Source organism: Tahibacter aquaticus (assembly GCF_004363655.1).
GTDB lineage: Bacteria > Pseudomonadota > Gammaproteobacteria > Xanthomonadales > Rhodanobacteraceae > Tahibacter > Tahibacter aquaticus.
Genome location: NZ_SNZH01000004.1, coordinates 46,962 through 68,986 on the forward strand (window position 1 = coordinate 46,962; position 22,025 = coordinate 68,986).

The 22,025-nt window shown below is 60.7% G+C and carries 23 protein-coding genes; 16 read left to right on the forward strand and 7 right to left on the reverse strand.

The genetic code is table 11. The features are described from left to right. The first annotated feature begins 7 nt into the window (after positions 1-7). Entirely contained in the window at positions 8-946 is a 939-nt protein-coding gene (locus DFR29_RS07610) for a sterol desaturase family protein (RefSeq protein ID WP_133817991.1), read from the forward strand. A 40-nt stretch (positions 947-986) separates the two neighbouring features. Here the strand turns inward: DFR29_RS07610 and arsJ are convergent, their stop codons facing one another. Genes arsJ through DFR29_RS07630 form a run of 4 tightly spaced genes read right to left on the reverse strand, consistent with a single transcriptional unit; the run spans position 987 to position 4,168 of the window. Then, positions 987-2,234 (reverse strand): organoarsenical effux MFS transporter ArsJ, encoded by a 1,248-nt coding sequence (arsJ, locus tag DFR29_RS07615; RefSeq protein ID WP_133817992.1) that lies wholly within the window; start codon positions 2,232-2,234, stop codon positions 987-989. 4 nt (positions 2,235-2,238) lie between these two features. Next, the gene (locus DFR29_RS07620) at positions 2,239-3,246 is read right to left on the reverse strand and encodes an ArsJ-associated glyceraldehyde-3-phosphate dehydrogenase (protein ID WP_133817993.1); all 1,008 of its coding nucleotides are present in this window, start codon (positions 3,244-3,246) and stop codon (positions 2,239-2,241) included. Positions 3,247-3,278: 32 nt separating this feature from the next. After that, positions 3,279-3,809, reverse strand: a complete 531-nt coding sequence (locus DFR29_RS07625; protein ID WP_208113538.1) for an arsenate reductase ArsC — start codon at positions 3,807-3,809, stop codon at positions 3,279-3,281. After that, the gene (locus DFR29_RS07630) at positions 3,806-4,168 is read right to left on the reverse strand and encodes an ArsR/SmtB family transcription factor (protein ID WP_243745987.1); all 363 of its coding nucleotides are present in this window, start codon (positions 4,166-4,168) and stop codon (positions 3,806-3,808) included. The genes DFR29_RS07625 and DFR29_RS07630 overlap by 4 nt, the downstream gene beginning before the upstream one ends. Before the next feature lie 585 nt (positions 4,169-4,753). Between DFR29_RS07630 and DFR29_RS07635 the strand changes: the two genes are divergently transcribed. Further along, entirely contained in the window at positions 4,754-5,575 is an 822-nt protein-coding gene (locus DFR29_RS07635) for an ankyrin repeat domain-containing protein (RefSeq protein WP_133817994.1), read from the forward strand. 579 nt (positions 5,576-6,154) lie between these two features. Here the strand turns inward: DFR29_RS07635 and dmeF are convergent. After that, a complete protein-coding gene (dmeF, locus tag DFR29_RS07640; protein WP_133817995.1) occupies positions 6,155-7,108 on the reverse strand; it encodes a CDF family Co(II)/Ni(II) efflux transporter DmeF in 954 nt (317 codons plus the stop codon). 48 nt (positions 7,109-7,156) lie between these two features. Here dmeF and DFR29_RS07645 point away from each other — a divergent pair, with 48 nt between their 5' ends. Beyond that, positions 7,157-7,429 carry a metal/formaldehyde-sensitive transcriptional repressor gene (locus DFR29_RS07645; RefSeq protein ID WP_133817996.1) on the forward strand — a complete coding sequence of 91 codons (273 nt, stop codon included), beginning with the start codon at positions 7,157-7,159 and terminating at the stop codon, positions 7,427-7,429. A 165-nt stretch (positions 7,430-7,594) separates the two neighbouring features. Here the strand turns inward: DFR29_RS07645 and DFR29_RS07650 are convergent, their stop codons facing one another. Together DFR29_RS07650 and DFR29_RS07655 are read right to left on the reverse strand one after the other, a co-directional pair. Beyond that, complete coding sequence (locus tag DFR29_RS07650; protein WP_133817997.1) at positions 7,595-8,047, reverse strand: hypothetical protein; 453 nt, start codon at positions 8,045-8,047, stop codon at positions 7,595-7,597. A 20-nt stretch (positions 8,048-8,067) separates the two neighbouring features. After that, positions 8,068-8,640 (reverse strand): hypothetical protein, encoded by a 573-nt coding sequence (locus DFR29_RS07655; RefSeq protein WP_133817998.1) that lies wholly within the window; start codon positions 8,638-8,640, stop codon positions 8,068-8,070. 248 nt (positions 8,641-8,888) lie between these two features. On the opposite strand from DFR29_RS07655, the gene DFR29_RS07660 reads away from it, so the two are divergent. The 13 genes from DFR29_RS07660 (at position 8,889) to DFR29_RS07720 (ending at position 22,012) form a co-directional block, all read left to right on the forward strand. Next, a complete protein-coding gene (locus DFR29_RS07660) occupies positions 8,889-9,701 on the forward strand; it encodes a helix-turn-helix transcriptional regulator (RefSeq protein ID WP_166653944.1) in 813 nt (270 codons plus the stop codon). Between the two features lie 232 nt (positions 9,702-9,933). Continuing rightward, positions 9,934-10,713 (forward strand): fatty acid desaturase, encoded by a 780-nt coding sequence (locus DFR29_RS07665; RefSeq protein WP_166653945.1) that lies wholly within the window; start codon positions 9,934-9,936, stop codon positions 10,711-10,713. 16 nt (positions 10,714-10,729) lie between these two features. Beyond that, positions 10,730-11,563, forward strand: coding sequence for an SDR family NAD(P)-dependent oxidoreductase (locus tag DFR29_RS07670; protein WP_133818001.1), 834 nt, complete (start codon positions 10,730-10,732; stop codon positions 11,561-11,563). 24 nt (positions 11,564-11,587) lie between these two features. Beyond that, complete coding sequence (locus DFR29_RS07675) at positions 11,588-12,613, forward strand: SDR family oxidoreductase (protein WP_133818002.1); 1,026 nt, start codon at positions 11,588-11,590, stop codon at positions 12,611-12,613. Next, the gene (locus DFR29_RS07680) at positions 12,610-13,875 is read left to right on the forward strand and encodes an aspartate aminotransferase family protein (RefSeq protein ID WP_133818003.1); all 1,266 of its coding nucleotides are present in this window, start codon (positions 12,610-12,612) and stop codon (positions 13,873-13,875) included. The genes DFR29_RS07675 and DFR29_RS07680 overlap by 4 nt, the downstream gene beginning before the upstream one ends. Continuing rightward, on the forward strand, positions 13,872-14,378 hold the full coding sequence (locus DFR29_RS07685; protein ID WP_133818004.1) for a type II toxin-antitoxin system RatA family toxin: 507 nt from the start codon (positions 13,872-13,874) through the stop codon (positions 14,376-14,378). The genes DFR29_RS07680 and DFR29_RS07685 overlap by 4 nt, the downstream gene beginning before the upstream one ends. After that, positions 14,359-15,483 (forward strand): acyl-CoA dehydrogenase family protein, encoded by a 1,125-nt coding sequence (locus DFR29_RS07690; RefSeq protein WP_133818005.1) that lies wholly within the window; start codon positions 14,359-14,361, stop codon positions 15,481-15,483. The genes DFR29_RS07685 and DFR29_RS07690 overlap by 20 nt, the downstream gene beginning before the upstream one ends. Positions 15,484-15,524: 41 nt before the next feature. Continuing rightward, complete coding sequence (locus tag DFR29_RS07695) at positions 15,525-16,328, forward strand: outer membrane lipoprotein-sorting protein (protein ID WP_133818006.1); 804 nt, start codon at positions 15,525-15,527, stop codon at positions 16,326-16,328. Positions 16,329-16,406: 78 nt separating this feature from the next. Continuing rightward, positions 16,407-17,594: a hypothetical protein gene (locus DFR29_RS07700; RefSeq protein ID WP_166653946.1), complete on the forward strand. Its 1,188-nt coding sequence runs from the start codon at positions 16,407-16,409 to the stop codon at positions 17,592-17,594. Further along, a complete protein-coding gene (locus DFR29_RS07705; RefSeq protein WP_133818008.1) occupies positions 17,591-19,918 on the forward strand; it encodes an efflux RND transporter permease subunit in 2,328 nt (775 codons plus the stop codon). Before DFR29_RS07700 ends, DFR29_RS07705 begins: the two co-directional genes overlap by 4 nt. Then, the gene (locus tag DFR29_RS07710) at positions 19,905-20,393 is read left to right on the forward strand and encodes a hypothetical protein (protein WP_133818009.1); all 489 of its coding nucleotides are present in this window, start codon (positions 19,905-19,907) and stop codon (positions 20,391-20,393) included. The genes DFR29_RS07705 and DFR29_RS07710 overlap by 14 nt, the downstream gene beginning before the upstream one ends. Further along, on the forward strand, positions 20,390-21,112 hold the full coding sequence (locus tag DFR29_RS07715; protein WP_133818010.1) for a ferredoxin reductase domain-containing protein: 723 nt from the start codon (positions 20,390-20,392) through the stop codon (positions 21,110-21,112). Before DFR29_RS07710 ends, DFR29_RS07715 begins: the two co-directional genes overlap by 4 nt. A 78-nt stretch (positions 21,113-21,190) precedes the next feature. After that, the gene (locus DFR29_RS07720) at positions 21,191-22,012 is read left to right on the forward strand and encodes a DUF3050 domain-containing protein (protein ID WP_133818011.1); all 822 of its coding nucleotides are present in this window, start codon (positions 21,191-21,193) and stop codon (positions 22,010-22,012) included. Positions 22,013-22,025 lie beyond the last annotated feature (13 nt).

Genomic DNA, 22,025 nt, shown 5'->3' on the forward strand with positions numbered 1-22,025 from the left:
ACCCTCCATGCACGCATTCCTGAGAAACCTGCCGCGCGTCGCCGCCTTTCCCCTGCTGTTTGGTGGTGCAGGCATCGTTGCCTGGACAGCCTACTCCGCCGACGCCGTCACTTGGCTCATGCCGCTCCTGATCGTCTCCGTGCTGGTACTCACCGTCGGGCTCGAACGCGTCATCCCCTACGCCCAGCAATGGAACAGGGGACCAGGCACTGCTGAAGATCTTGTTTACCTGGGCACGACATCAGCCTTCGTGAGCGTCGCTGAAGGCGCCGTGTGGGCGCTCGCCCTCGGCCTCCTGCCGTTGTTCGGATTTGGACTGGACGCGAGCGCGTCGCCGTGGCCCGACGCATGGCCGGTCTTGGGTCAAGTTTTCCTGGCTCTGGCCATCGGTGATGCCCTGCCCTATCTCTACCATCGAGCCAGCCATGAATCGGCAGGCTTTCTCTGGCGTGTGCATGCCATCCATCACGCACCTGAGCGCCTGCATGCCCTGAACTTCGCCCGGTTTCATCCGCTGAACGCCTTCCTGACAGCAGCATTGACCTTGTTGCCGCTCGCTTTGTTCGGTGCACCACCGCCGATCCTGTTCACCGCCGCCGTTCTCCACAATGTGCACGGGGTGGTCAGTCACGCCAATGTCGACTTCCGCCTGGGACCACTCAATGCCGTGTTCAGCATGGCCGAGCTGCACCGGTGGCACCATGCCCGCGATCCTCGCCTGGCCACCGGCAACTACGGTGCGACGTTGCTGCTCTGGGACTGGATCTTCGGCACTCGCCGGAATCCAGGCCATGGCGTGGCGGATGACGGTGTAGGGCTGTGGCACGGCAGCAGCGTGCCGCCACGGCTTGCCGCCCAGTGGCGTTATCCGTTCTCAGGCACAGGTCAGCAGTTTGTGCGCCGCGTAAGCATCCTGCTGAATACTCCCTGTTGCCGCCGAGCCTGAGCTGATTGCGCATCTGCGCTGATGCGCTCGCCGTGCCTGGCTAGCCGTCCACATCACTTGCAGCAGGCGCAGCGGTGATGGTTGCGTGGTGCTTCGGCAGGGCGAGCGAAATCAATGCCGATGCAGCGACGAAGCCAGCGGAGATCCACAGGCAGGCCGTCAAGCCGCTTGCTTGGAAGACCGCGCCGGAGAGCACCGTGCCGAACAGGCGCCCCAATGCATTGGCCATGTAGTAGAAGCCGACATCAAGTGATACGCCGTCTTCCGAGGCATAGCTGACGATGAGATAGCTGTGCAGCGACGAGTTGACGGCGAACAAGATGCCGAAGACAGCCAAGCCGACCACCAGCACATGGGTTGGATCAGCGTTGCTGCCAAGCAATAGCGCCATCATCGCCGGTATCGCCGCCAACGCCACGGCCCATCCAAACGCGCTGCCTCCACCAGGACTACCGCCACTACGTCGACCGGTGAAATAGGGTGCCAGCGATTGCACGATGCCGTAGCCGATCACCCAGCTGGCGAGGAATGCTCCGACGGCCCAGTCACTCCACTGCAACACGGTCGCCAGAAACACCGGCAGCGCAACAACAAACCAAACATCGCGCGCCCCAAACAGGAACAGCCGTGCCGCCGACAGAACGTTTACCGCACGACTCTTGGAGAACAGGTCACGGAACTTCGGCTTGTTCTTGGCTTTTCCGAGATCGCGCTGCAACAGGAGCAGGCTGGCTAACCACACGAGCAACAGGCCTACGGCCATGCTGGCGACGGCTACGCGAAAGCCCAGTGTGCTCAGTAGTGCACCGCCAAGGAAAAAGCCAATGCCCTTCAGCGCATTCTTGGAGCCGGTCAATGCAGCGATCCAACGATAGAGCGCGCCAGGCTGATCGCCAGCGACGAGCAGCTTGATACTGCTCTTGGCGCTCATCTTGTTCAGATCCTTGGCGATGCCGGATAGCGCCTGGGCGGCCATCACCCATGGCACGGTCAGTGCCGCAGCAGGCAGGGTGAGCATACCCAGCGCAATGACCTGCAACACCAGGCCCAGGTTCATCGTGCGATTGAGGCCGATGCGGGCACCGAGCCAGCCGCCGACTAGGTTCGTGACTACACCGAAAATTTCGTAGAACAGGAACAGCAGCGCGACCTGCAGTGGTGTGTAGCCCAGCTGATGAAAATGCAGCACCACCAGCATGCGCAGGGCGCCATCGGTCAACGTAAATGCCCAGTAGTTTCCCGTGATCAGGAAATACTGGCGTGCCGCCACCGAACGAAATCCTTCCATCGGACTACAGATCGGCCATGCCGACGAGGCGAACCAGCTCAGCCGTGCGGTTCACATAGCCCCATTCATTGTCATACCACGCGTAAATCTTCACATGCGTACCGTTAACGACCATTGTGGACAACGCATCAACGATGCTGGATCGCGGATCGCCTTGGTAGTCGATCGATACCAAGGGACGCTCTTCATAGCCGAGGATGCCCTGCAGCGGACCGTCGGCCGCCGCCTTCAACAGACGGTTCACTTCTTCCACGGTGGTTGCCCGTTTGACTTCAAACACGCAATCAGTCAACGAAGCGTTGGTCAACGGCACACGCACAGCATGTCCGTTCAAGCGACCTTTCAGCTCAGGGAAGATTTCGGCAATCGCAGTCGCCGAACCCGTTGATGTCGGTATCAGGCTCGAACCGCAGGCGCGCGCGCGGCGCAGGTCCTTGTGCGGTGCATCGACGATAACCTGAGTGTTGGTCAGACTATGAATGGTCGTCAGACTGCCGTGCCGGATGCGCAGATTCTCGTGAATGACCTTCACTACGGGGGCCAGGCAGTTGGTCGTGCAGGATGCCGCCGTAACGATGCGATGGATGGCCGGATCAAAGCGGTCGTGATTGACGCCAACGACGCAATCGAGAACACCGGGTTCTTTCACCGGTGCCGTCACCACAACGCGTTTTACGCCCTTGTCGAGATAGGGACGCAGCAGCTCTGTCTTGCGGAACTTGCCCGACGCTTCAATGACCACGTCGCATCCTGACCAGTCGGTTTCGCCAATCGCCTTGTTGCGGGTGACCGGAATACGCTGCCCGTCCACGACGAGGGCACTGCCTTCTGCTTGCGCTTCATGCACCCAACGGCCATGAATCGAATCGAAGTTCAGGAGATGAGCCAGGGTTGCGGGATCGCCCGCCGGGTCATTGATGTGCACAAACGCCAGATCGGGATTGCCCCACGCGGCCCGCAGGGTCAGCCGTCCCATGCGGCCGAAGCCGTTGATGCCTACACGAATCGCCATGGTGTTTCTCGACCAGGAAGGAAAAAGCGTTATTAAGCCGGCGCGTCACCGTCAGCTACACGGTCGGCATCCGGGAGCAAGCCTTCCAGCCGCGTGCGCAGCGCCAGGCGATCCAGTGATTCCGGCTTCAGTTCGGTCAGCAGCGAGATGCGCTGCTGCAAGAGGAACATCACTTCCCGGAAAGCTGCCTTGTTCGCACCATCGGTCAGCGCCGGATCGGGAATGCTCCAGTGCGCCGTAACCGGATGTCCGGGCCAGGCCGGGCAGACTTCACCAGCCGCCCGGTCGCACACCGTGATGATGAAATCCATCGGCGGCACATCGGGCGCTGCGAACTCATTCCAGCCCTTGCTGCGCAGCCCTTCGATCGGCAGTCCAACGCCGCGCAGCAGCTCCAGCACCATCGGATGGACCTCGCCCCGGGGTTGACTGCCCGCACTGAACGCCTCGAAGCGACCGTGTCCGATTTGGCGCGTCAGCACCTCGGCCAGGATGCTGCGTGCCGAGTTGCCAGTGCACAGAAACAGAACCCGGTAGACCCGTGGTGACAGGGCAGCATTCATTGCGGACGTCCTGGTTTGCGCTTGACGGTGGGCATCGGCAGCGGCACCGCGACCGGCACGCACATTTCGGGCTTGCCGCCACAGCAGGTTTCGGTCAGATACCCAACCATCGCCTGCACCGTCGTCAGATTGGCGGTATAGCGGACGAATCGGCCTTCCTGCCGACTGTCGACCAGCTCCGCGTGATGCAACTCTTTGAGATGGAACGATAACGTCGCTCCTGGCAAGCCCAGGGCTTCAGCGATGGCGCCCGCATGAATCCCCTCTGGCCCTGCCTCGACGAGGTGGCGAAAGATGGTCAGGCGGGTTTCCTGGGCCAGCGCGGCCAGGGCTTTGAGGGCGAACTTCGTTTCCATCATTCTATTATGATGGAAACATGGAAGCCGAGCAAGTCCGCTCCCTATTGGCGGATGTACTCGAACACGTGCGACTTGGCCTGCTCGCGTGGCGCTGGGTGCTCGCCGTTCGCTTCGACCTTTGAAGCTGTGGTCCCAGTTCTCCATCGCCGCGTTGTCGCAGCAGTTGCCTTCTGTGTGGCCATACCTAGCACCTCTACATGTGGAGAGGCGAGCATTGACGCGTCGGAGCAGCGGCAGTAGATGGGGTGGGCGTCCACTTACCTTGACACTCGCGATTTCGACGGATGTCTTGCCTACGTCGGCGACAAGAGCGAACTCGTCGTCGAAGTGAGCAAGAACCGGACGAAGCGCGGCACTCCCTACCTGTTCATCAACTTCGCACCCTGGAAGGGTCGGGCCGTAGAGCTCAACATCTGGTCCGAAGGTCTCAAACAGCTGGGAGCAGCTCCTGACAATGCCTGGATCGGCCGTTGGATAAGCGTGACCGGTCCTTGTCGGCCGACGCGAAGCAGCTACCGGCAGTTCACTTGCGAAGCGCCAGGAATCTGTTTTGATGGGAGTTAGAGCTAAACGTACCGGTGAGATATGGGTAAGAAAATAGCATCGACGCCCGACAACTACCACGATCTGATCGCAGCGGCCGAACGCGGCGACAGTGATGCCGTGCGTGCCCTGCTTCTGGCGGGCGACCCGAAGAAAGCCGCTACCAACAATTGCGCCGCACTGTGCAGAGCCGCCGAGGAGGGACATCTGGAAGTCGTGCGCTTACTCATTCCGGTAAGTTATCCGAGAGCCGACGACAGCATGGCCTTGAAACTAGCGGCGGTTGCAGGCCATGTAGAGGTCGTGCGCACACTGATCCCGGTCAGCAATCCCAGAGGCAAGAATAGTGAAGCATTGAGCGCCGCCGTGAAGGCCGGGCACCTTGATGTTGTGCGTGAGCTGATCCCTTTCACCAATCCCAAAGCCGACAATAGCGCAGCCCTGCGCTGGGCCGCCCTACAAGACCATCTCGAAATCGTTCGAGAGCTGATCCCTGTCAGTGATCCGCGATCCAAGAACAGCGAAGCGCTACGGTGGGCGGCTGCTAGCGGAAATCAACAGATGGTGGCAGAACTCATTCCAGTGAGTGACGCGTTGTCAGTGTTTCGTGACGCGCGAGCTCGTGCTGCGGCAGGTGGTGATAAGCTCGACGACATATCCACACTGTTTTGCATCGCCGTTTTGGACGCACTGGCGCTGCACGTGGACGAGGCTGAGCGAGATCAAGCGGCGGCCAACCTCCCTGCACCAGTGATCGAGCGCATGCCACAACTCAGGGCTTGGCGAGAGGCTCAGGGGGTGCGATCGCACCTTCAAAAGCGGAAACCGATCGGCGCTCCGCCACGCCGCCCTCGTCTCTCATAGTGAGGCAATTCGGCGACTGAGACCGCCACTTTACGTGCTGTAACTCAAGACAGCCACCATGGACAGAGGTTTCCAACGCAAGCCGCGTTGAGGTGCGCAAGGGATCACGTGGTGCAAGCCACGTCGCTATGCCACCGTCCGCGGTTTCGACACCCTGGTGTGTTCCGTGCGCTTCGATGTGCAAGAGGATCGGTACTTCAGCGTTCATTTCGTTCGCTTTTTTTGAATGGTACCCAGAAGTTCGTTCACGCTGCCGACTTCAATGCGGCTCAGCGCCCCCCCTTTTCCCGCCCCACGTTGCCGTAAGCGCGCTCGATTTCTTCACCATTGGTCTCAATGCCCCGTTTCAATTCCGCTGCCTTCATCAGCACGGAGCGCCGAGCCGCACTCGCGCCGAGCCTACGGCTTCGCACCTGAGGGCACGAACCCAGTGCGCAAATCAGCAAAGTGCCGCGGAAAAGATGGAACAGTGGTACGGTCGAACAATGCACTGCTTCGCCGGCAACGTTGCGCGGGTGACGCCCCCCACAACGCAACAATACCTCCCGCTTCGACCGGTCGAATCAGTCCGCACCGACGTCACGCCGCCACTGCACCGATGGGCGCATTCCGCACCTCGATGGTCGCATGCACGATTTCTTCGTGGACGCAGATCGCCCGACGAAAGTGATCCGAATCGACAGCCGATGGCGTCACCACTTCCGCTGCACAGGCAAACTTGCCTCGGCCAACCTGCCAGACATGGAGGTCGCTGATACGGGCTGGAACCTCGCCTCCCTCGATCGCCTCACGAATCTCTGCGACAACCGGAGCATCCATTTCAGCGTCCAGCAAGATCCGACTGGAATCGCGGATCAGACCCCAAGCCCACAGCGAAACCAGCGCCGCACCGACCAGACCCATGACCGGGTCGAGCCAGACGGCGCCGAAATACATACCGCCGAACAAGGCCACGATCGCCAGCACCGACGTCGCCGCATCCGCTGCGACGTGCAAATAAGCAGAGCGCTGGTTCAGATCGTGCCCGTGGTGGTGGTGGCCATGTCCATGGTCGTGATGGCCGTGGCTGTGCGCGGGATGGTCGCGGAGCCACCAGACGCACAGGAGGTTCACCGCAAGCCCGACGATGGCGATGGTGATCGCTTGCGGGTAGTGGATGGCGCTCGGGTGGAAGAGCCGATCAACGGACTGAACCGCCATCAGCGCAGCCACGCCCAGCAGCAGGATCGCGCTGGTGTAACCGCCGAGGATCTCGATTTTCCACGTACCGAAGGCGAAACGGTGATCTTCCGCATACCGCCGGGCGCACGCGTAGGCAAACGCCGAAAGTCCTAGAGCCAACGCGTGCGAACTCATGTGCCAACCGTCCGCAAGCAGGGCCATAGAGTTGAACCACCAGCCCCCGGCGATCTCCACCACCATCATGACCAGCGTCAGAGCCATCGCCCGCCGCGTGTTGTGCTCCGCAATAGGATTGCCGTCGTTGAAGGCGTGGGAATGCCGCCGGGACGCGGCAAGGGAATCCAGGTTCATTGGTGTGCCCTTAGCAATATACCCCCCTAGGGTATATCATACCGACCCATGGCACATGTCAATCGAGACAAAAAGAAGCTCCTCAGCCGTGTCCGGCGCGTCGCCGGCCAAGTCGCTGCGCTGGAGCAGGCACTGCAAGCCGATGCCGACTGCTCGGCGGTACTGATCCAGATCGCCGCTGCGAAAGGCGCAATGCATAGCCTGATGATGGAGGTATTGACCGGCCATCTTGCGGAGCACGTTGTGGCCGAGCGGGACGAAGCCGTGCGTATCCGGGAAACCGCGACGATCGTCGAGTTGTTGCGGGGCTACACAAAGTAAGCAACGGAACTCGTTCGCCGGTCACCAAGCCGCCCGACGTGGTGACTGTGCGAGTCCTGTGGGTGCGTACCTAATAGGGAAAAGAAGTACATAGAGGTTGCGCCGAGGCGCGACGACACTGACGGCATGCGCTCTGCTGGAACCGTCAACACGCCTCTTGATCCACTACTTAACCTTGCTAGAAAAGCGTAGTCCGTCGGCGGGCAAGCCGCTCACGGCTTGGTCCATCAATGCTCGTGTTCGGCCTTGGCAGCGTCGCCGCCCCTCTTCTTGGCGTACTTTTTCGCCGCTTCGCGCGTGTCGTGGGCCGCCTTGACGGCGGGTGCACGCGACGATGACAGAAATCACCAGAATGATCGCGTGCAGAACAATATGAAAAAACTGGGCTACGGTACTTCCCCATCCCCCCCGTAGCCACGGCCATACCGTCACGACGAAGCCGACGATGAAACACGCCGCGCCCGACGCCATGAGGTAGTCGGACGCAGCACTGCTACGTCCCATTGCCAATCGCAAGACGATGCTGTGCAGCACCAGAATCCAGCCGGCGGCGTGTGCGCGCTGCGCGTAGGTCAGCACCGAAAGGCGGCGATCCGGCTTGCGCGGTTCAGGAGACATAGGTGTACTGGGCGACAGGCTCAGTGTCCCACCATGCCTGGCATACTCGACTCCGTGTACGTGAGCATCAGCAATCCGAACGCCAGGAGCGGCAACCACCAGCCGACCGTCAGAGCGTGACTGCGCGCCGCAAGAGCGACATCAAGGGCGCGGGCGCCAGCCGTCACCACAAGGCTGATTGCAATCGCGCGGTGCTGCACCATCAGGACCATCGGATCGACGCCGGTGTTATGTTGCGAATGTAACCAGAAACCGATGCCGACAGCGACGAGCGCAATCGGCAACGCATAGCCCCACGCGGATGCTTTGAGTGTGCCACGCAGGCGCAGTGCTTCAACGACACCCGCGACAAGCATGGCGCTTCCTTGGGCGACGTGTTGCAACGCCTGCATGAAGTAGTTCGCGGGCCTTGCTTCGCCGTGAATCCACCAGTCTGCGCCGCTCTCAATCCCGTAGCCGATCATCAGGGCAGGAAGTAGCCACGGTATCCAGCGGGTAGACCAAAACCCTAGGCCTTGCCCAATCGAGAGCGTCGCGACGGCAACGAACGCGCCGCCGCCGAGCCAATGCACTTGTTCAGATGTCAACTCCATGACGTGGCTCCTGTGGTTTCGTCGTTCCGATGCTCGCACTCGACCATCGGCGGCGCTTGCATGTAGCGGAAGCGCGTCCGCGAAATCGTCGTGCACGTCTCGCATAAAGGTGATTGGTAAAACGGACAGCGCTCGCGAAAATGACACGTTTGTAATGTTCAGGTCATCGCGCGAACCGTGAGCGCTTGCCAGGATGGGCTACCAGCCGACCCTTGGGGGGAACCATGTCGAGGCGGTGGAGCGGCACCATGTGGATCGGTTCCGGCGCAGCGTATTTTGCCGGAGATGTTCGGGACAATGACCTTCACGCTCACTACGTACTGCAGATAGCGATTGCATCGGGAGATCCGCTGCGCGTGACCGAACGCCACGGACTCGAACACTGCGCCTCGGGGATCATCATTCCATCCGGAAAACCGCATTGCGTGCGGGGTTCGTCGGCGGGTGAGACGGAAGCGCTACTGTTATTTCTCGAGCCGGCTACGGACCTTGGACGCCTCGTCACCACACACTACGCGTTGGATGCCGGTCAGATTGTCGATATCAGTCCGACGCGGGTCGAGGCTGTGCGCCAGATATACGCAGATTCAGGCGAAACCGGCGAGCCGTTGCTGCGGGGGCTAGTGGCAGCACTAACCAGCAGCGCCTGGCGCTCCCGGTCAATTGATCGGCGCGTAGCGTGCGCTTTGGATTACATCGACCATCATTTGTGCGACGCCGATTCGCTCGATCATGTTGCTGAACGACTAAGCGTGACTTCTCGCTATTTGCGTAAATTGTTCGAACGTGAGCTGGGTATTTCGCCCCAACGCTACCGGCAATGGTGCAAATTGCGCACGGCACTCACCTGTGTGTTGCGTGGCGATACGTTTACAGACGCCGCCGCTACGGCCGGATTCACGGATTCAGCGCATTTCTCGCGCACGTTTCGCAGCATGTTCGGTTCATCACCGTCGGCAGTGTTCGATTCAGCCGCGTCGCGACGTTCGATCTCGCCGGTTGATCCGGGGGATGAATCGGCATTGTGTGCTTTTAGTAGTACATCATTTTTGAATAAGTAGCGTAGTTCCGCTAGGTGCAAAATCTTAGTTAACAGCAACGCGAAAATTCCGCTGCATACAAGCTGAATTCGCCTCTAGCGTTGACAATGGTTCACACATTGATGAACTCGGCCTCGGCAGTCCTGTCGGCGGCTATCCCTTCTGGATTCCAACCAGTCATGTCAGCCACGCTCCGTCGTGGCTGGTATGGCGCGACTTGGCTACTCGAATGTCCATTGCACGAAGCCGCGGTATGAACCCCACGCACTGGCTATGCATCGTCACGCTTTGTGCGTTTTATGGATCATTGCTGGCGTTCCACGGCGGATTCATTACGTTGGTCACAGCCGCTGTCATCAACGGGATTTCGCTCTACGCCATGTACAGCGTAACGCACGATGCAGTCCACGGCATTGCTGCACCGAGTAAACGACTCAACGACGCGATGGGACGGATCGGCGCCTTTCATGAAGGACTGACGTTTCCGATCTTCAAGTTGTCGCACATGATGCACCATCGCTATACGAACGATCCGCAGCGCGACCCCGACTGGGTCATCGGGCGACGGCCACGGGTACTGTTGCCGCTGTGGGTAGTAGTGCGGTTGCTGCACGACAACAGTTACATGATCCGTCAGGGACTCTGGCGGGGACGCCCGGCGCACCTGGCCGAGCATGTCCTCACGCTGGGCGCACAAGTCGCGTATTTCGGCCTGCTGGCATTCGTGTTCGGAACGATGAACGCCGTCGTGCTGTGGATCATACCGCTCGCTATTGCAGGCGCCGCCGTCGAACTGCTGGTCGCCTGGCTGGTTCACTACCCTCAGGAATCGCAGGAGCGATTTGAACACACACGACTTGTCCGCTCGCGCGTGCTGCAGGTACTGATGCTCAATCACAACTTGCACATCGTGCACCACTTCTGGCCGCGCACGCCGTGGTTTGATTACCCCGCACGTCTTCCCGACGCCGAACACTTGATGGCGCTTGCCAAAGCCTCACGCGCTACACGCGCTGGCGCGCCCTCCCCCTGATCGCAAGGAGAGTTTCATGAGTCTGAAAAACAAACGCGTCGTCATCACCGGCGTGGCGGGTGGGCTGGGCCGTAAGACGGCCGAGCTGCTGGTGGAGCACGGCGCCCGAGTCGTCGGTATCGACGTCCGAGAACCAGGCGATGCAGGCCGTGTCGGCCGTTTCCTGCGCTGCGACCTGACACGGCGTGAGGAGTTGCAGCCGACGATCGCACAAGCATTGGACTTTCTCGGCGGCGGCATCGACATTCTCATTAACAACGCCGGCACGTTGTCACTGCAGGACGCCGGTATTCGTCCGACGACAAGCTCGCGCAACAGCGTCGACGTGAACTTCTGGGCACCCTGGACGTTAACCGCGGAGCTGATGCCCTATCTGCTCCACTCACACGGCAAAGTCATCAATATCGCTTCGCTGTTCGCGTACATCAATGCCCCGCTCATTCCCTCCTACGGCGCCGGCAAACGTGCCGTCTCGGCCTTTTCTGATTCGCTGCGCATGCAGTATCACGGCCAGATCAGCGTCACGACGATGTACCCGGGATTCATCGACACCGGTATCCACACCGACGCCGTTCGCCAAGGACTGTCGGTCGCCAAGATCATTGATATTCGGCCGCTAGGGTTGAAGCTGCTGAGCTTCGAGGAATCGGTCGAATCGGCCGCGCACGGTGTACTGCGGGCGTGCCGACGCAACTACCGCGATGTCGGAACGACGCGCTTGGGCACCCTCTCGCTCTGGTTTGCACGCCATATGCCACGCTTCGTCGACGCGTTTATTCGCACGCGCGTCAACTACCTAGTTCGGCGCGGCACGCTGAAGATCGAGCTCGACCAGCCGACGTTTCCCTGATCGTTCACTGAGCGAGCTTCTTACGTGAAAACATCAACGACGGTTCTGCTCACGGGCGCAACGGGTGTGGTAGGTAGTGCGCTCGTCCCCGCGCTCCTGCAGCGCGGCATTCGCGTCATCGCATTGATTCGCGCCAATCCGATCGCCGATCCGCGCGTGATCGCGGTCGAAGGCGATATCTCCGTCCCCGGCTTCGGGCTCGATTTAGCAGAATTGCAGCGCGAACACGGAAGCATCGACTGCGTAGTGCATTCGGCGGCGCTGACGCATTTCGGGAAATCCGAAGAGCAGATGCAACGCGCAAATGTGCTGGGCACCGTGCACGCGATCGAGGTGGCTAATACCCTCGATGCACGACTGCTCTATGTCAGCACGGCCTATACGCACGATCTCAAGCTGCCGGAATACCTCAAGGAATACTCGACGTACTGCGAATCCAAGCGCCGGGCGGAGCTTCAGGTAAAGACACTCGCTCGCGATTGGACGATTGTGCGGCCGTCGATCGTCGTCGGCGATTCGGCAACCGGCGCGATCTCACGATTCCAAGGCCTACATTCGATCGTCGGCGCCGTATTGCAGGGGTTTGCGCCCGTGATTCCGGCCAAAGACGGCGCACTGGTTGATCTGGTACCGCAGGACGTGCTGGCGGAGGCGATTGCCGCACTCAGTGAGCGCAATGGTCGACATCGTGAATACTGGATCACGCGTGGGACGCAGGCGAGCAAGGTTGCCGATGTGCATCAGCTCATGGATCGGTTCTCGCAGTCGTGCGGCTATACCCGCCCAATGCCGAAGATCGTCGATCCAGAAATTATCGACCGACTGTTCATTCCGGTTTTCCTGCCCAGTCTCCCCGAGTTCGCGCGCCGACGGCTCAACGCGCTGGTGGACCACGCTTGCTACTTCAACATGAGCGAGCCGTTTCCGAGCAACTATGCCGAACTCGCGGAGGAGTTTTCGTTGCCGGCCATGCCGGACGACGAATACGTAATTCTCAACAACATGGCGTACTGGGCCGAGCAGACCCGCTATCGGGAGCGAGCCGCATGACGCTTACCGACGTCGAGGAAGTGATCGACACTCACTACGACCACGTCAACAGTGGGATGGCGCGATTGATGCGGCTGCTCAATGTCGGCGTAGAGCAGACCGCTGAGGGTGCGTATGTCGAAGATCACAACGGTGTCCGTTATCTCGACTGCGGCGGCTATTGTGTATTCCTGCTGGGACGACGACATCCTCGCGTGTTGCAGGCCGCCTATGCGCAGCTCGAGCACATCGCGCTGGGTTCTCGATTATTGGTGAATCGGCAACAAGCCGATGCAGCCAAAGCACTCGCCGCCATCGCGCCAGCCGGCTTGCGATACGTGTGGCTGGCCAACTCCGGTGCCGAAGCGGTCGAAGCCGCGATCAAGCTCGCGAAGCTCAACGGACGTACGCGCTTCATCGCGATGGAGGGCGGCTTTCACGGCAAAACGCTGGGTGCGCTGAGTCTGACGCACAACCCCAAGTACCGCACACCATTCTTGCCCTTGCTGCCGGACGTGACGTTCGTTCCTTTTGGCGATGCAGCAGCGCTCGCCGACGCGCTGGGAAAGCACGCTGCTGATGCGGCCGTCGTCATGGAGCCGTTGCAATCGGAAGCCGGTGTCATCATCCCGCCGATGGGCTATCTGAGCGAGGTCGCCCGCTTGTGCGATGAGCGCGGCAGCCTGCTTGTGATGGACGAGATCTCCACCGGGCTGGGACGCACCGGTGCCTGGTGGTACTGCCAGGAGGAGGGCGTGACCCCGGATATCCTCCTATGTGGTAAGGCACTCAGCGGCGGCCTGGTGCCGGTCAGCGCACTGATGTGCGGGCCGGCATTGTATGAAGCGTTCAACTGCAATCCTCTGGTCCACACCTCGACATTTGCAGGTTCACCACTGGTTTCTGCGGTAGTGAAGGCGACCATCGATACCTTATCCGAGTTGGACGCGCCACAGCGTGCGCGCCGACTGGGTGATCGCATTCTCAACGGACTCATCGCAGCCCAGCAACGCTGGCAATTCCCGTTTGTGCGAGACATCCGCGGTCGCGGGCTTTTGATGGCCCTCGAATTCTCCGACGATGCTTTCGCCGGCGAGTTCCTGCTCGAGATGGTCGCGCATCGCGTCCTGATCTCGCATTCGCTCAACGCTCACGCCACGGCGCGCCTGACGCCGCCGCTCACGCTCAACGACACCGACGTCAGTCTGCTGCTGGCTGCGGTTGAGTCGTCGCTGACTGCCATCCACAAACGCTATTTCGAGACGCAAGGACATCGCTCATGAAGACCGCGACTCTGCAATTCCTCATCAGTCAGCCGGCAACTTCCGTCTACGAAGTGATCGCTGATTTTCCCTCATACGAAACGTTCGCCGATGCCGTTCGCAAGGTGGAAATCTACAATGTGAAGCCCGGCTCGTGCGAGAGCTTTTGGGAGGTCAAATTCCGCGATGGTCTGCTGCGTTGGCACGAGCGAGATGCCTTCTTTCCCGAACAAGGCCGCATTCTTTTTTCGCAAACCAAGGGTGATCTTGCCGTCTTTGACGGCAGTTGGCAGGCGCAGCCGCACGACGAATGCACCACGCTGCTGACGTTCCACGCAGTGCTGGACTTGGGCTTGCCACAATTGGCATCCCTCCTGGAGCCGATCGCCGTGCAAGCGCTTCGCGAGAACATCACGTCGATCGTCAACGGTCTGTTCGAAGGACACGTGCATACAGCACCAGTCCCCAGTGCCGCGCAGATGGCAGTCACCTCGGAGGACGATCGTGCCGTTTCTGCGCTCTGAATTTGAGGTTCTCGAGCGGGTGATGCCGGGCTTTGCCGCTCAGGTGCGCAGCCGCCCGTTCGACGAGCGCGAAAACGAAGGCTCGGATGTCCTGTCGCTGTTCAAGGCGCATGGTGGCGTCGACCTGGCCATTCCCGCACTGCATGGCGGCAAGGGCTTGTCGGCACGCGAGTTGGTCATGGTGCAGCGTGCACTCGGTGCACTCTCACCCTCGCTCGCGATTGCCATCAATATGCACCAGTTTTCGGTCGCCACACTCGTGGAAATGGCCAAGACGACCTCGGGTGTGGAATGGATGCTGCTGCAGGCCATAGCCGAAGGTCGCATGCTCGTGGCGTCGGCCTTTGCTGAAGGAGCGGCTGGTGCGAGCATCCTGGAACCCTACCTCACCGCCGAATCGCGTGACGGTGAGTTCGTGGTCAACGGGTCGAAGAAGCCGTGCAGCCTGTCGCGATCAATGGAGCTGATCACGCTGAGTCTACGTGTGCCCTCCCCCGACGGCCCGTTGCTTGCCGTGGCGCTCGTGCCCGCCGACACAGCCGGAATTCGGGTACGGCCCTTCTGGACCTCGCCGGTACTGCGTGCCGCGGAAAGCGACGAGGTCGTCTTCGACAACGTCGTCGTCCACGAAAAGATGATTTCGTACTCCGGGTCGCGCGAGGAGCTTGACCAGGTGCAGATCGCAGGCTTCGTCTGGTTCGAACTGTTGCTCACGGCGAGCTATCTCGGCGCCTGCAGCCGGCTGCTCGAGAAGCTCCTCGAATCACCGCGTGCGCTCGGTGTCGATATCACAGGGGTTGCCGCCCGCATGGAGTGCTCGATGAACGCGCTGCTGCAGCTGGCAACCGAATTCGATGTCGCAGAATCCGACCGAACAAGCTTGCTGGGACGCATTCTGCTGACACGCTACGCCATCCAGGATGCGATCGACACGTCCAGTGCGCGTGCGGTCGAGGCATTGGGTGGCATGCGCTTTCTCAGCGACCCTGAAGTTCCGTATCTGCTGGCCGCCACGAAGGCACTGGCGTTTCATCCGCCCTCGCGAACCGCCATGCAGGACAACCTCGCGAGCTGGCTGCGCGGCGGCGAGCTCGTGCTGTGCTGATCGCAGTCGACAACCGCTTCCACTTCCCCAGGATTTTCACCATGACGGCTTCGCATATTGTTTGTGGCTCGACCTTGGCACTGCTCGTCGTCGGCTCACTGGCATCGGCAGCAGTACCGTCAACTATGACGCCGCTGGCGCATATCGAGGCCAACATTCGTGCCGAAGCGTCGAGCGATGAAACTACGCGCGTGACGATCACGCTCAAGAACGCGCAAGGAAAGACGCAGGAACGCGTCCTGCACTGGCGCACCGTTACGTTAGCGACAGGCGACAAGCGATCATTGCTGTACTTCGATCGTCCGAAGTCGATCGAGGGCACGGGGCTTTTGACGCACGAAAACAAGAACGCCGAGGACGAGCGCTGGCTCTACCTGCCGGCATTGCAGAAGACGCGGCGCATTTCTGGATCGGACAAGTCCGATACGTTCATGGGTACGGACTTCAGCTACGAAGATCTCGTCACGGAAGAGTCGGAAAACTACGACTACGCATTCGGTGAAGTCCACGAATGCCCTACCGCGTGCGTAGCGGTCGTGGCTACGCCACGCACGGAGAAAGAAAAGACCGAAAGTGGATACTCCAAGCGCGTGCTGATCCTCGATAGCAGCACGCACATGGTCGTGTCGGCCGAGTACTACAACAAATCCGGCACGCATGCGAAGTCGTTTCGAGCGAGCGAATTTCGGGCGGTCAAAGGTGAAGGTGCCATTCGTCCGTTCCGCATGGAGATGACCGACCTGATCAACCAGCACTCCACCGTCATGGCGTTCGACGCGTATCAGGTCGACACGGGTGTGCCTGAGGACGAGATCTCACTGCGCTCGTTGACGCAGGGGCACTGAACGATGCGGCGGTTCGTTGTTCTCACGGGTTTACTCACCGGTGGCGTTCCTTCAGTCGCCATTGCCCTGGAGTCGACGTTGACGTTGACCTATCTCGGGCACGCCACGTGGGATCCACCTGCAGGGGCCTCCCGGGAGCGCCAGGGGCTCTACGCCATGCTCAAGCTCGACCAGACGCTCGGCGCTTACGATGTGCGCGCAAAAGTGTCGGTGAATCGCAACCCCGAAGCAGACGCGCAGGTATACAACGACCGACTTTATCTCGACGAGTGGTATGTCCACCGCGCGTTCGGTGCGCTCGATCTCACGGTGGGGCGCCAACCTGTGCGCGGCGGTCGTGCGACGTTAGTCAATCCGACCGACTATTTTGATCAACGCGACTACCGCGACGCGCTGTTGTCCACGGATCGCGTGCGTGCGACGGATGCCGTGCGGGCAGTCGTGTTCGCCGGCAGTTACCAGTGGAGCGCGGTCTATGCGCCGCGCCACACCAAAAGCCTGATGCCGAACACCGATTCGCGCTGGTTTTTCCAATTACCGCAGACCGTGGACGCCGAGGGTGCTTCGGTGCCGCTGACCTACACGTGGATCGACTATACCGGCAGTCATACGGATGGGTCTCGTCCGCAGGTGCTGCTAAAGCTAGATCGCGAGGCGCAGGGGTTCAGCTACGCGGTCAGTTACTTTGATGGCGAGGACAATCTGCCCGCGTTTGAAGCGCGGGATCCGGAACCGACGCCGGGTGGCCTTCTCGTCGGCATCGATCAGCTGTATCCGGATAAGCGCGCGCTCGGTATCGATACCGAGGTGCTGCTTGGCAAGGCCGTGCTGCGTGCCGAAGCCACGCGCGTGGATCTTTCCTATGCCGACGGTACGCGTGATCGCTACGACCATCTGGTCGCCGGAATCGACCTCAATGTGGAGCATGGGCTGTTCGGCGAGGAGACATATTTTGCCCTGGAGTACAGCAAACAATTCGCGCGCGACGGACAACGCTATGGCAAGGAAGACCTACGTCACATCCTGTCAGATGCGCTTCTGGCTCGCGTGGAAGTTTCCTGGGGCACGCGCGATAGCGTCACCACGGATGTGGTGTTCGATACCCGACGCCGCCAGTCGGCCGTGATGCTGGAGTGGCGCCACGAACTCAGCGATCGCCTGACCCTGCACGTCTCCGGCGATCTACTCTCGGGCCGCAGCGACACGTTCTTCGGTCAGTACACGCGCAATGACCGCCTTGGTCTTCGTCTGGAGTACACCCTGTGAACGCACTCTTCCGCCGTCTCGCCGGCTTGCGACCCGCGGGAGTTCTAGCCGCGCACACGGTGCTCTTGCTCGTGATGCTCGCGGGCATGTCGCGGTTGACGTTGCGCAACAACGATGACGCCGATCTGCCCGCCAATGACCCGATTGTGCAGACCAACAAGAAGTTCGAAGCGATTTTCGGCGGCAAGGACCGTGTGCTCATCGGCCTCGAGAGCGCCGATGCGTTTTCCCCCGGCTCACTCACCGCCACCCGGGAGATCACTGACGCCTTCGTCGGCCTGAAATGGGTCGTGGGCAATGAGATCAAGAGCCTGTCGACGATCAAGAACATCGAGGCAAACGCTGACGGCCTTGACGTCGACACGCTCTACGACGGCCCCCCCCTCTCCGCTGCCGACGCGGCGGATGTGCGGCGCAAGGCGCTTGCCAATCCGTTGATCCAGGGACGTGTCGTCTCTGATGACGGAACGGATTCGTTGATTCTCATCAACGTCGTGCGCGGTTCGGACCAAGCCCAGGTGTTCGAAGACACCTACCGCATTCTCGAACCCTATCGGGATCGGTTCACGGTGCGTGTGATCGGTGACCTGATCTTGTCAGAAGCGATCGATCGCGGGATTCAGGACGATGCGGTCGTGCTGTTCCCGATTGGCATCTTCGTGCAGCTCCTCATCCTCTGGGCAATCTTCCGTAACGTACGTCTCGTGGCGGCCAGCGTGCTCGCCACCGTCGTTGGCATCGCGTGGACGATGGGTCTCATGGGCTGGCTGGGCTATCCCGTAACAGTCGTGACCACGTCGATTCCTATCCTGATTGCGGTCACCGCCGGGTCCTATGCGATCTACTACCTGCATGCGCTCCTGGAGGAGCGACTCGTACAGAACGATCTCGTCACGGCCAACCAAAGCGCGATGAGTAAGGTGGCCTACCCGTTGTGGATCGCCTGCTTGACCTCGGCCGTCGGCGCCTATTCGCTGATCGTGTTCAAGGTCTCCGCGATAGCCGAACTGGGTGTTGTCACCGCCATCGGTACGGTGGCCTCGTTGATCGTCGTGATCACGCTGCTGCCGGCGTTGATTCGCTGCTGGTGGAAAGACAGTGCTCAGTCGGGCAAGCCTACCGGCCTGGAAGCGAGTTCGCGGATCATGCGCTGGGCTGAAGCGGGCTTGACCCGCTTGGCGGCAGCCAGCGTGGCGCGGCCAGTCACGACGCTGATTGCTTACGTCGTGCTGTTGGGCATGACACTCGTCTCGCTCACGTTTTTGCGCACGGGTGCGAATTTCGCTGAGTACTTGCCTGACGGACACCCGATCAAGACCGACATGGCGTACTTCGACGCGCGCCTGGGCGGCTCGCGCTATTTCGACGTGTTAGTGGAAGCCGGTGCGAACGAAGGCGTGCAGGATCCGGCGTTCCTACGCCGTGTGGAAGCCATTCAACGCTATGCGGAGACGCTGCCGTCGGTCGGCCACACGCTCTCGTTTGTGGATGTGCTCACGCGCATTGACGGCGTGATGAATAACAAACCCGCCGGCGAGATTCCTGCCACGTTCGATCAAGCCGCGCAGTACCTGCTGCTCTATTCGATTTCCAGCAGTCCCGAAGATTTCTCGGACCTCGTCGACTATGACTACCGGCGCGTCAAGATCTTCATTCCGGTGAAGACCTCCGAACAGGACACGCACATTGCGATCTACCGGCAGCTCAAGGACTTCATTGCGCAGCAGCCGACCGACGGCATCTTGGTGGAATACGGCGGCAACCTGCTCGTGTGGCTCGCGCAAATGGACTACATCATCATCGGCAAGATACAGAACATTATTTCCTCGGTGATCACGATCGTATTGCTGTGCGCGTTCTTCTTTCGCTCGTTGCGCTACGCGCTGCTCGCGGCGGCTCCCATCGTGCTGGCCATTCTCGCCACGTTTGCTCTGATGGCGGTGCTGGGTCTGCGGCTGGAAGTTTCGACCGCAGTCATCACGGGCATCACGATTGGTATCGGCATCGATTTCAGTTACCACTTTCTCTACCACTACCGAAGAGCACGAGAACGATCCGGAGACGCGCACGCGGCGATTGTCGACGCGATACAAGCTTCCGGTGCCGCCATTCTGTTCACTGTCGTTGTAACCGTGCTGGGCTTTACCGCGTTCATCTTTTCGGCCTTCACGCCGATTCAAAACTTCGGCTACCTCGTCTCGGTGAACATGATCTTCTCCGGGCTCGCGACGTTCACGCTGATTCCCGCGTTGCTCGCTGTGCGTCGGCCGCAGGCCGGTGTGACGCCGGTCATGGCGGTGGAGACCGGTCATGCAGGCTATTAAGCTTCGCTATGAGGCCGAACACACGTTCTGCGCGCCGGCGCACGCCGTGGCAGCGGTGTTCCACGATTTGCCCTCTTTGGCGCGATGCACGGCCGATGTCGAATCGTTCGAGTGTCTCGATGCAGTAACAGCACGGTGGACGCTCGCCACTCAGCGGGACCTGGGGATCGTTTTCCAACCCCGCTACTGCTTGCGCTATTCCTGGGAAACGCCGCGCACGTTGTGCTGGCGAACGCTACCTGAAGACAGCGCCACCGTTGCGATCGATGCGCGCGTGCAGTTTGTCGATCTGTCGGCTTGCCGTTCGCGCGTCTGCATCACCGAACAAGTCGAGTTCTCACTGCCGGTGTCCTTGATCACCGCCAAGATCGTCAAGGTTATGGCCCATCGGCAGATGCTCGCTGACATGAAGGAATTTCTCCAGCGCATTGACGTGATCGTCGTCGCGCAGACGATGGCGGAGGCATCTCGGTGAACTCTCAGACCGTCACGCTCGAGGTTGAGCAGATTGCAGCGTTGAGTCGTCAGGTGCTGCGTGTCGGCCTCAGGGCAGCCGATGACAGGCTGCCTCGCTACGAAGCGGGCCAGTACCTCAAGTTGGTGATGCCCGACGGCTCACTGCGTGCCCTGTCCATTGCCAGTGCACCGGAGTCCGAGGGTATCGAGCTTCAGGTTCAGCAACGCGCCGGTGCGGGAACCGGTGCCGTGGTCGAGCACTTGCGCCGCAGCGCTACGGTCGACTGTCACATGCCCTACGGCTCGTGTCGCCTGCCCGGGGATCAGCGCCCCGTCGTGATGATTGCCGGCGGCACGGGTATCGCACCGATGCGGGCGATGCTGACTTCCTCCATTGCGCGCGCGGAAACCCGTGCGATCTGGATCTACTGGGGTGTAGCGACAGCCGAAGCGTTGTTCCTGCACGAGGAATTGCAGGCGCTCGCCACGCAGCACCCCCGCGTGCGTTACCGGCCGGTCGTGGAGCATCCCGACGCAGGCTGGCGCGGTGCGATCGGGCTACCGCACGAGCGCGCACTCACCGAGCACCCGGCGATCGCGCAGATGACGATTTTCTGCAGCGGATCACCAGCGATGGGCAGAGCCGTCTTTCACGCACTCCACGCGCACGGTGTCCCTGCCGACCAGTTTCACTGTGATTGGTTGGACATTTTGCGCGCACGCAACGAGCCCATCTGACCCGTGCAGTCATGCACGACGCGTCGATGCAGCCGACGCGGTTCCCTGCTGCACCACCCTGACGTTTGAGGACTGATCATGCAAGAAGCCACACTTTCACTTTTGGACCTGTCGCTGCACGAGCAGTATGCGCGCGCGAACGCTGACTTGCGGCAGGCAGGGCATGCCCTGCAGCACCATCGTGTGTTCTCCATGGTGCGCGACATGAACGACCTGCGCACGTTCATGCGCTGGCACGTGTTCGCCGTGTGGGATTTCATGTCGCTCGTCAAGCGGCTGCAGATTGACTTGACCTGCGTATCGTTGCCCTGGATGCCACCGCGCCATCCCAAAGCCGCTCGCCTCATCAACGAAATCGTGTTGGGCGAGGAATCAGACGAGACGCTGACGGACACGCATGCGAGCCACTACGACTTATACCTCGATGCGATGCGTGAGGTCGGTGTGGAGCCGATGGAGATGCGACAGTGCTTGAAGGCGTTGGCCGACGGCGCCGACCTTGATGAGGCCTTGCGAGTCGCGCGCGCGCCGGCAGCCGTGGGCGATTTCGTGCGCGCGACGATGTTGACCGCTCAGACCGGCAGCACCTACGAAGTACTGGGCAGCTTCTTCTACGGTCGCGAGAACGTTATTCCGGCGATGTTTTCCGCGCTTCTCGCCGAGTGGTCGATTGACGAGGCGACGGTGCCGACGTTCGTGTACTACCTCAAGCGCCACATCGAACTCGATGGTGACGCGCACGGCCCTGCAGCCGAAGCCATCATTGATGAGTTGGTCGCCGATGACCTGGAGCGTCGACTTACGGTGATTCGCGCCGCCGTCGCTGCGGTGCAGGCCCGTATCGCGTTGTGGGACGCACTCGCTGAAACATTGGCTGAACGCGAAGCCGTCGCCGCGTGAGACGCCTACTGCC

Excerpts from the sequence above, each read along its gene's own strand:
- DFR29_RS07650 (WP_133817997.1), bottom strand. The coding sequence starts at position 8,047 with ATGTCTCCTGAACCGCGCAAGCCGGATCGCCGCCTTTCGGTGCTGACC.
- DFR29_RS07630 (WP_243745987.1), bottom strand. The coding sequence starts at position 4,168 with ATGATGGAAACGAAGTTCGCCCTCAAAGCCCTGGCCGCGCTGGCCCAG.
- DFR29_RS07635 (WP_133817994.1), top strand. The coding sequence starts at position 4,754 with ATGGGTAAGAAAATAGCATCGACGCCCGACAACTACCACGATCTGATC.
- DFR29_RS07720 (WP_133818011.1), top strand. The coding sequence starts at position 21,191 with ATGCAAGAAGCCACACTTTCACTTTTGGACCTGTCGCTGCACGAGCAG.
- DFR29_RS07620 (WP_133817993.1), bottom strand. The coding sequence starts at position 3,246 with ATGGCGATTCGTGTAGGCATCAACGGCTTCGGCCGCATGGGACGGCTG.
- DFR29_RS07660 (WP_166653944.1), top strand. The coding sequence starts at position 8,889 with ATGTGGATCGGTTCCGGCGCAGCGTATTTTGCCGGAGATGTTCGGGAC.
- DFR29_RS07655 (WP_133817998.1), bottom strand. The coding sequence starts at position 8,640 with ATGGAGTTGACATCTGAACAAGTGCATTGGCTCGGCGGCGGCGCGTTC.
- dmeF (WP_133817995.1), bottom strand. The coding sequence starts at position 7,108 with ATGAACCTGGATTCCCTTGCCGCGTCCCGGCGGCATTCCCACGCCTTC.
- DFR29_RS07665 (WP_166653945.1), top strand. The coding sequence starts at position 9,934 with ATGAACCCCACGCACTGGCTATGCATCGTCACGCTTTGTGCGTTTTAT.
- DFR29_RS07710 (WP_133818009.1), top strand. The coding sequence starts at position 19,905 with ATGCAGGCTATTAAGCTTCGCTATGAGGCCGAACACACGTTCTGCGCG.
- DFR29_RS07625 (WP_208113538.1), bottom strand. The coding sequence starts at position 3,809 with ATGAATGCTGCCCTGTCACCACGGGTCTACCGGGTTCTGTTTCTGTGC.
- arsJ (WP_133817992.1), bottom strand. The coding sequence starts at position 2,234 with ATGGAAGGATTTCGTTCGGTGGCGGCACGCCAGTATTTCCTGATCACG.
- DFR29_RS07685 (WP_133818004.1), top strand. The coding sequence starts at position 13,872 with ATGAAGACCGCGACTCTGCAATTCCTCATCAGTCAGCCGGCAACTTCC.
- DFR29_RS07645 (WP_133817996.1), top strand. The coding sequence starts at position 7,157 with ATGGCACATGTCAATCGAGACAAAAAGAAGCTCCTCAGCCGTGTCCGG.
- DFR29_RS07610 (WP_133817991.1), top strand. The coding sequence starts at position 8 with ATGCACGCATTCCTGAGAAACCTGCCGCGCGTCGCCGCCTTTCCCCTG.
- DFR29_RS07680 (WP_133818003.1), top strand. The coding sequence starts at position 12,610 with ATGACGCTTACCGACGTCGAGGAAGTGATCGACACTCACTACGACCAC.
- DFR29_RS07695 (WP_133818006.1), top strand. The coding sequence starts at position 15,525 with ATGACGGCTTCGCATATTGTTTGTGGCTCGACCTTGGCACTGCTCGTC.
- DFR29_RS07670 (WP_133818001.1), top strand. The coding sequence starts at position 10,730 with ATGAGTCTGAAAAACAAACGCGTCGTCATCACCGGCGTGGCGGGTGGG.